Source organism: Duganella sp. SG902, from assembly GCF_013376005.1.
Classification (GTDB): Bacteria; Pseudomonadota; Gammaproteobacteria; order Burkholderiales; family Burkholderiaceae_D; genus Rugamonas.
Genome location: NZ_JABMJK010000043.1, coordinates 1 through 1,243 on the forward strand (window position 1 = coordinate 1; position 1,243 = coordinate 1,243).

Annotated in this window: 2 tRNA genes and 2 rRNA genes; all 4 read left to right on the forward strand. The window is 50.3% G+C overall.

Going from position 1 to position 1,243, the window contains the following annotated elements:
* Window positions 1-87: ribosomal RNA gene (locus FHW83_RS30380) — 16S ribosomal RNA — on the forward strand; the annotation flags it as partial.
* 61 nt (window positions 88-148) lie between these two features.
* Window positions 149-225: transfer RNA gene (locus FHW83_RS30385), tRNA-Ile, on the forward strand.
* A gap of 7 nt (window positions 226-232) precedes the next feature.
* Window positions 233-308: transfer RNA gene (locus FHW83_RS30390), tRNA-Ala, on the forward strand.
* A 192-nt stretch (window positions 309-500) separates the two neighbouring features.
* A 23S ribosomal RNA gene (locus FHW83_RS30395) occupies window positions 501-1,243 on the forward strand; the annotation flags it as partial.

A 1,243-nucleotide genomic window follows, 5' to 3' on the forward strand; every position in this document is an offset into this window, starting at 1 on the left:
AGGGCGCTTACCACGGTAGGATTCGTGACTGGGGTGAAGTCGTAACAAGGTAGCCGTATCGGAAGGTGCGGCTGGATCACCTCCTTTCTAGAGTTTGCACATTCAAGCGCTCACACTTATCGACTGTAACGAAGTAGAGAACAGCATAGGGTCTGTAGCTCAGCTGGTTAGAGCACCGTGTTGATAACGCGGGGGTCGTTGGTTCGAGCCCAACCAGACCCACCAAGACATTGGGGGATTAGCTCAGCTGGGAGAGCACCTGCTTTGCAAGCAGGGGGTCGTCGGTTCGATCCCGTCATCCTCCACCACTGCCTTTACGAATGACAGACTTATTCGTAAGTGTAGTTCTCGTTCTTTAACAATCTGGAAGAAGTAAAGTAATTGTTATGACCCATGCGGGAAACTGCGTGGGTGGGTAATGATTGTAGTAATCAACAAACAAGCAACAATTCTTGACCTATAAACGCTTTCTCGTTAGTCGCGAGAAGCTAACGTTATAGGGACAAGTGAATAAGTGCACATGGCGGATGCCTTGGCGATTACAGGCGATGAAGGACGTAGTAGCTTGCGATAAGCTGCGGGGAGCTAGCAAACAAGCTTTGATCCGCAGATTTCCGAATGGGGAAACCCGGCCCTTTGGGTCATCACCCACTGAATACATAGGTGTGTGAAGCGAACGCGGCGAACTGAAACATCTAAGTAGCTGCAGGAAAAGAAATCAACCGAGATTCCCAAAGTAGTGGCGAGCGAAATGGGAAGAGCCTGTACGTGATAGTCAGTCTGATAGAAGAACGAATTGGAAACTTCGGCCATAGCGGGTGATAGCCCCGTATTCGAAATCAGGTTGGTGGTACTAAGCGTACGACAAGTAGGGCGGGACACGAGAAATCCTGTCTGAATATGGGGGGACCATCCTCCAAGGCTAAATACTCGTAATCGACCGATAGTGAACCAGTACCGTGAGGGAAAGGCGAAAAGAACCCCGGGAGGGGAGTGAAATAGATCCTGAAACCGTGTGCATACAAACAGTAGGAGCCTCCTTGTGGGGTGACTGCGTACCTTTTGTATAATGGGTCAGCGACTTACATTCAGTGGCAAGGTTAACCGAATAGGGAAGCCGTAGAGAAATCGAGTCCGAACAGGGCGACAGTCGCTGGGTGTAGACCCGAAACCAAGTGATCTACTCATGGCCAGGATGAAGGTGCGGTAACACGCACTGGAGGTCCGAACCCACTAATGTTGA